A 6,569-nucleotide genomic window follows, 5' to 3' on the forward strand; every position below is an offset into this window, starting at 1 on the left:
TCCGGGGGCTCCCCGCAGGACGAGGCGCAACCACCGGGCACAACCGGGACATGCCCGCACGCGCCGAGCCGAGGAGACCCCCCGGAGGGGCACCAGCCCACCCGAAGCCACCGCCCTACCCGACGGGCCACACCCCCGGCCAGGGGACACGACCCAGCCCCGCCGACGATTGAGGCGCGGCCACCGGCCCGCACCCGGAGGGCAGGGGCAGCGCCCGGCCAGGGCAGCGGGAAGGGGGTGACCCCCGTCACGCTGTCCCAGGATGCGGGACGACTTCGTCCATATCGCGGACAGTAGTGGACTCCTCCAATCGGCCCATGACACGCTTCCGCCATGAATGGAGCTGGAATTGCCTTGGTGAGTCGGCGGCACGTCGACCTCGGCCGCATGTCCAGCGCCATCTGTCCGGCGTGCTGACGGAACCAGCAACCGCCGCACATCGCCGCAATCCCGGCATCGTCGCCGTGGAAGTGTCGATCATCGCAGTCCCCTGAAGGCCGAACACCGCCCTGTCCGCCGGTCACCCCGGCAAAGGCGCGGGCAATCGGCCGCACCCGCTCAGCGTCCAGGGGTCACGCCAACCCCACCCGCTGCACCCGCCCCTGCCCTGAGCCGCCCAAGAAGGACGTACCGCCATGGCCGCCACCCCCGAAACGCCCGCAGCAGCACCCGCAGCCGCCGCGCGCCGCAAGACCGGCCGTCACCGCGGCGAGGGTCAGTGGGCCGTCGGACACCACACGCCCCTCAACGGCAACGAGCAGTTCAAGAAGGACGACGACGGTCTCAATGTGCGGACACGCATTGAGACGATCTACGCCCACCGGGGCTTCGACTCCATCGACCCCAACGACCTGCGCGGCCGCATGCGCTGGTGGGGTCTGTACACCCAGCGCAAGCCCGGGATCGACGGCGGCAAGACCGCGATCCTGGAGCCGGAGGAGCTGGACGACAAGTACTTCATGCTGCGCGTGCGCATCGACGGCGGCCGGCTGACCACCGAGCAGCTGCGCGTCATCGGCGAGATCTCCGAGGAGTTCGCGCGCGGCACCGCCGACCTCACCGACCGCCAGAACGTGCAGTACCACTGGATCCGGATCGAGGACGTCCCGCAGATCTGGCGCCGCCTGGAGGCCGTCGGCCTGTCCACCACCGAGGCCTGCGGTGACACGCCCCGCGTCATCCTCGGCTCGCCCGTCGCCGGCATCGCCCAGGACGAGATCATCGACGGCACGCCCGCCATCGACGAGATCTACCGCCGCATCGTGGGCAACAAGGACTTCTCCAACCTGCCCCGCAAGTTCAAGTCCGCGATCTCCGGCTCGCCGCTGCTCGACGTGGCGCACGAGATCAACGACGTCGCGTTCGTCGGCGTGAACCACCCCGAGCACGGCCCCGGCTTCGACGTCTGGGTCGGCGGCGGCCTGTCCACCAACCCCAAGCTCGGTGTGCGCCTGGGCACCTGGGTCTCGCTCGGCGAGGTCCCCGACGTCTACGAGGGCGTCATCTCGATCTTCCGCGACTACGGCTACCGCCGGCTGCGCACCCGCGCCCGCCTGAAGTTCCTCGTCGCCGACTGGGGTCCGGCCAAGTTCCGCCAGGTCCTGGAGGACGAGTACCTGGAGCGGAAGCTGACCGACGGCCCCGCGCCCGAGCAGCCCTCCGGCCAGTGGCGCGACCACGTCGGCGTCCACCAGCAGCAGGACGGCAAGTTCTACGTCGGCTTCGCGCCCCGCGTGGGACGCGTGGACGGCGCCACCCTGACCAAGATCGCGGACATCGCGGAACAGCACGGCTCCGGCCGCCTGCGCACCACCGCCGAGCAGAAGATGATCGTTCTCGACATCGAGGCCGACCGGGTCGACTCGGTCGTCGAGGCGCTGGAGGCCCTGGACCTGCGGGTCAAGCCGTCTCCGTTCCGGCGCGGCACGATGGCCTGCACCGGCATCGAGTTCTGCAAGCTGGCCATCGTCGAGACCAAGGCGCGCGGCGCCTCGCTCATCGACGAGCTGGAGCGCCGTCTGCCGGACTTCGCCGAGCCGATCACCATCAACATCAACGGCTGCCCGAACGCCTGCGCCCGTATCCAGGTGGCGGACATCGGTCTCAAGGGACAGCTGGTCCTGGACGACGACGGCAACCAGGTAGAGGGCTACCAGGTCCACCTGGGCGGTGCCCTCGGCCTGGAGGCCGGCTTCGGCCGCAAGGTCCGCGGCCTCAAGGTCACCTCGGCCGGTCTCCCCGACTACGTCGAGCGGGTCGTCAAGAGCTACGAGGAGCAGCGCGAGGACGGCGAGCGCTTCGCGGCCTGGGTCGCCCGCGCGGACGAGAAGAGCCTCTCGTGAGCGAGCGAGCCGCACCGTTCTACTGCCCGTACTGCGGCGACGAGGACCTGTTCCCCCACGAGACGGGCCACGGGGCGTGGGAATGCAGGGCCTGCAACCGCGCCTTCCAGCTGAAGTACCTCGGGCTGCTGTCCCGGGGCGTTGGGACGAACTCAGCGGGAGGGGACGGGATATGACCGCCACGCAAGACGCCAGTCTCAAGAACGCCGGCCTGAAGGCCGCGACGCTCAAGGACGTGGCCGAGCAGGCCGGCCGCGAGCTGGAGGACGCCTCCGCGCTCGACATCCTGCGCTGGGCGGCCGACACGTTCGGCGGGAAGTTCGCCGTGACCTCCTCCATGGAGGACGCGGTCGTCGCCCACCTGGCCTCGCGGGTCTTCCCCGGTGTGGACGTGGTCTTCCTCGACACGGGCTACCACTTCGAGGAGACCATCGGCACCCGGGACGCGGTCGACGCGGTGATGGACGTCAACGTCATCACGCTGACCCCGCGGCAGACCGTGGCTGAGCAAGACGCCGAGTACGGGCCGCAGCTGCACGACCGGGACCCCGACCTGTGCTGCGCGCTGCGCAAGGTCAAGCCGCTCGAAGAAGGCCTGACGGCGTACGACGCGTGGGCGACGGGCCTGCGCCGCGACGAGTCCCCGACCCGGGCGAACACCCCGGTGGTCGGCTGGGACGAGAAGCGGCAGAAGGTCAAGGTCTCGCCGATCGCCCGCTGGACGCAGGACGACGTGGACGCGTACGTCGCCGAGCACGGCGTACTCACCAACCCGCTGCTGATGGACGGCTACGCCTCCGTCGGCTGCGCCCCCTGCACCCGCCGCGTGGCGGAGGGCGAGGACGCGCGGTCCGGCCGCTGGGCCGGGCGGGGCAAGACCGAGTGCGGACTGCACGGCTGATGACGACCAGCGAAGAACTTACGGAGACAGAGCAGATGAGCGTGAGCGACCAGGGCGCCACCGTGTGGCTGACCGGGCTGCCGAGCGCGGGCAAGACCACCATCGCCTACGCGCTGGCCGAGCGGCTGCGCGCCGAGGGCCACCGCGTGGAGGTGCTCGACGGGGACGAGATCCGCGAGTTCCTCTCCGCCGGCCTGGGCTTCAGCCGCGAGGACCGGCACACCAACGTGCAGCGGATCGGCTTCGTCGCCGAACTCCTCGCGAGCAACGGCGTCAAGGCGCTGGTGCCGGTGATCGCGCCGTTCGCCGACAGCCGCGAGGCCGTCCGCAAGCGGCACGCGGCCGCGGCGACGGACTACCTCGAAGTGCACGTGGCCACCCCGGTCGAGGTGTGCTCCGAGCGTGACGTGAAGGGTCTGTACGCCAAGCAGGCGGCGGGCGAGATCTCCGGTCTGACCGGGGTCGACGACCCGTACGAGGCGCCGGAGTCCCCGGACCTCCGTATCGAGTCGCACACGCAGTCCGTGCAGGAGTCGGCCTCGGCCCTGCACGCGCTGCTCACCGAGAGGGGTCTGGCATGACGACGACCGTCGCACACGTCCACGACGCTGCGAACAATTCTTCTGGGTCCGCGCCCTACGCGCTGTCGCACCTCGACGCCCTCGAGTCCGAGGCCGTGCACATCTTCCGCGAGGTGGCGGGCGAGTTCGAGAAGCCGGTGATCCTCTTCTCCGGCGGCAAGGACTCCATCGTCATGCTGCACCTGGCGTTGAAGGCGTTCGCGCCGGCGCCGGTGCCGTTCGCGCTGCTGCACGTCGACACGGGCCACAACTTCCCCGAGGTGCTGGAGTACCGCGACCGCACCGTCGCCAAGCACGGTCTGCGCCTGCACGTGGCGTCCGTCCAGGACTACATCGACGCCGGCAAGCTGCGCGAGCGCCCGGACGGCACCCGCAACCCGCTGCAGACGGTGCCGCTGACCGAGGCCATCCAGAGCCTCAGGTTCGACGCCGTCTTCGGCGGCGGCCGCCGCGACGAGGAGAAGGCCCGCGCCAAGGAGCGGGTGTTCAGCCTGCGCGACGAGTTCTCGCAGTGGGACCCGCGCCGCCAGCGCCCTGAGCTCTGGCAGCTCTACAACGGCCGCCACGCGCCCGGCGAGCACGTGCGCGTCTTCCCGCTCTCCAACTGGACCGAGCTGGACGTGTGGCAGTACATCGCCCGCGAGGGCATCGAGCTGCCGGAGATCTACTTCGCCCACGAGCGCGAGGTCTTCAAGCGCAACGGCATGTGGCTGACGGCCGGCGAGTGGGGCGGCCCCAAGGAGGGCGAGACGCCCGAGTCGCGGCTCGTCCGCTACCGCACCGTCGGCGACATGTCCTGCACCGGCGCCGTCGACTCCGACGCGGTCACGCTCGACGCCGTGATCGCCGAGATCGCCGTCTCCCGTCTCACCGAGCGGGGCGCGACCCGCGCCGACGACAAGATGTCCGAGGCCGCGATGGAAGACCGCAAGCGCGAAGGGTACTTCTAGAAATGACCAGCACCACCGAGCAGTTCGCCGACCTGTCGGCGACCACCCTGCTGCGCTTCGCGACCGCCGGTTCCGTCGACGACGGCAAGTCCACCCTGGTGGGCCGGCTGCTGCACGACTCCAAGTCGGTCCTGACCGACCAGATGGAGGCCGTCGAGGCCGTCTCCGCCCAGCGCGGCCAGGAGGCTCCCGACCTCGCGCTGCTCACCGACGGCCTGCGGGCCGAGCGGGAGCAGGGCATCACCATCGACGTCGCGTACCGCTACTTCGCCACCGCGCGCCGCCGGTTCATCCTCGCCGACACCCCCGGGCACGTGCAGTACACCCGGAACATGGTGACCGGGGCCTCCACCGCCGACCTGGCGGTGGTCCTGGTCGACGCCCGCAACGGCGTGATCGAGCAGACCCGCCGACACGCGGCCGTCGCGGCGCTGCTGCGCGTACCGCACGTGGTCCTCGCCGTGAACAAGATGGACCTCGTCGGCTACCAGGAGCCGGTCTTCGCCGCGATCGCGCAGGAGTTCACCGCCTACGCCTCGGACCTGGGCGTCCCGGAGATCACCGCGATCCCGATCTCTGCCCTGGCCGGTGACAACGTGGTGGAGCCGTCCGCGAACATGGACTGGTACGGCGGCCCGACGGTGCTGGAGCACCTGGAGACCGTCCCGGTCAGCCACGACCTCACCGCCTGCCCGGCGCGTTTCCCCGTGCAGTACGTGATCCGCCCGCAGTCCGCGGAGCACCCCGACTACCGGGGCTACGCGGGCCAGATCGCCTCCGGCGTGCTGCGCGTCGGCGAGGCCGTCACGGTCCTGCCGTCGGGCCGTACCTCGGTGATCGAGGGCATCGACGCGCTGGGCCAGCCGGTGGACATCGCCTGGGCCCCGCAGTCGGTGACGGTGCGGCTGAAGGACGACATCGACATCTCGCGCGGCGACCTGATCGCACCGTCCGCGAGCGCCCCCGCGACCACCCAGGACGTCGTCGCGACGGTGTGCCACGTGGCGGACCAGCCCCTCGCCGTGGGCGCCCGGGTGCTGATCAAGCACACGACCCGCACGGTCAAGGCGATCGTCAAGGAGATCCCCTCGCGGCTGACGCTGGACGACCTGTCCCAGCACCCGGAGCCCGGGCAGCTGGTGGCGAACGACATCGGCCTCGTGGTCGTCCGTACCGCCGAGCCCCTCGCGCTCGACGCGTACGCCGACTCCCGCCGTACCGGATCCTTCCTGCTGATCGACCCGGCGGACGGGACCACCCTGGCGGCGGGCATGGCGGGCGAGTCCTTCGCCTCCCGGGCCGAGTCCGCCGAGGACGTCCGGCCGGACGAGGACGGGTGGGACTTCTAGATGTTCGCCGATCTCTACTCGACCTTCGCGAAGGAGGGCGGCCGCGTCGGCAGCGGCGCCCTCGGCAGCGGCCAGGGAGGCGTGGCGCGATGTGCGCGATGACCGTCCGCCACGCGCCGTACCCGCCCCCGCTCCACAGACGAGAATCCGCGCCGTAGAACGACGGCGCGGCGAGAGGAAGCCCTCCCGTGCCTGCCACCGGTTACGCCCGCAAAACCCTGCGCCGCGGCCTCGCCGCCGCCGCTGCCCTGCCGCTCCTGATCGGTGCCCTCGCCTCGTGCGGCTACGGCTCCCAGGCCGAGGACAAGGGCGACGGCAAGGCGAACGCCCTCGCTGCGGACGGCCGGAAGTTGTCGGCCGCCGAGGTCCGTATCGGGTACTTCCCGAACCTGACGCACGCCACCGCGCTCGTCGGCCTCCAGGAAGGCCTGATCGAGAAGGAACTG

The 6,569-nt window shown here is 71.0% G+C and carries 7 protein-coding genes and 1 pseudogene; all 8 read left to right on the plus strand.

The genetic code is table 11. The features are described from left to right. Positions 1–317: 317 nt before the first annotated feature. On the plus strand, positions 318–494 hold the full coding sequence (locus tag ACZ3X1_RS37210) for a hypothetical protein (protein ID WP_157840138.1): 177 nt from the start codon (positions 318–320) through the stop codon (positions 492–494). Between the two features lie 141 nt (positions 495–635). After that, entirely contained in the window at positions 636–2,342 is a 1,707-nt protein-coding gene (locus tag ACZ3X1_RS37215) for a nitrite/sulfite reductase (protein ID WP_467283993.1), read from the plus strand. Further along, complete coding sequence (locus ACZ3X1_RS37220; RefSeq protein ID WP_467283995.1) at positions 2,339–2,518, plus strand: hypothetical protein; 180 nt, start codon at positions 2,339–2,341, stop codon at positions 2,516–2,518. Before ACZ3X1_RS37215 ends, ACZ3X1_RS37220 begins: the two co-directional genes overlap by 4 nt. Further along, positions 2,515–3,243 carry a phosphoadenylyl-sulfate reductase gene (locus tag ACZ3X1_RS37225; RefSeq protein ID WP_467283997.1) on the plus strand — a complete coding sequence of 243 codons (729 nt, stop codon included), beginning with the start codon at positions 2,515–2,517 and terminating at the stop codon, positions 3,241–3,243. Before ACZ3X1_RS37220 ends, ACZ3X1_RS37225 begins: the two co-directional genes overlap by 4 nt. A 35-nt stretch (positions 3,244–3,278) precedes the next feature. Then, entirely contained in the window at positions 3,279–3,824 is a 546-nt protein-coding gene (gene cysC, locus ACZ3X1_RS37230) for an adenylyl-sulfate kinase (RefSeq protein WP_356813573.1), read from the plus strand. After that, a complete protein-coding gene (cysD, locus tag ACZ3X1_RS37235; RefSeq protein ID WP_467284000.1) occupies positions 3,821–4,774 on the plus strand; it encodes a sulfate adenylyltransferase subunit CysD in 954 nt (317 codons plus the stop codon). Before cysC ends, cysD begins: the two co-directional genes overlap by 4 nt. Positions 4,775–4,776: 2 nt before the next feature. Next, complete coding sequence (locus ACZ3X1_RS37240) at positions 4,777–6,123, plus strand: sulfate adenylyltransferase subunit 1 (protein WP_356813571.1); 1,347 nt, start codon at positions 4,777–4,779, stop codon at positions 6,121–6,123. A gap of 188 nt (positions 6,124–6,311) precedes the next feature. Continuing rightward, positions 6,312–6,569: pseudogene (locus ACZ3X1_RS37245) on the plus strand (sulfate ABC transporter substrate-binding protein); the annotation flags it as partial.

The sequence above is a fragment of the Streptomyces sp. NPDC023541 genome (genome assembly GCF_055559995.1).

Excerpts from the sequence above, each read along its gene's own strand:
- cysC (WP_356813573.1), top strand. The coding sequence starts at position 3,279 with ATGAGCGTGAGCGACCAGGGCGCCACCGTGTGGCTGACCGGGCTGCCG.
- ACZ3X1_RS37225 (WP_467283997.1), top strand. The coding sequence starts at position 2,515 with ATGACCGCCACGCAAGACGCCAGTCTCAAGAACGCCGGCCTGAAGGCC.
- ACZ3X1_RS37210 (WP_157840138.1), top strand. The coding sequence starts at position 318 with ATGACACGCTTCCGCCATGAATGGAGCTGGAATTGCCTTGGTGAGTCG.
- ACZ3X1_RS37240 (WP_356813571.1), top strand. The coding sequence starts at position 4,777 with ATGACCAGCACCACCGAGCAGTTCGCCGACCTGTCGGCGACCACCCTG.
- ACZ3X1_RS37215 (WP_467283993.1), top strand. The coding sequence starts at position 636 with ATGGCCGCCACCCCCGAAACGCCCGCAGCAGCACCCGCAGCCGCCGCG.
- cysD (WP_467284000.1), top strand. The coding sequence starts at position 3,821 with ATGACGACGACCGTCGCACACGTCCACGACGCTGCGAACAATTCTTCT.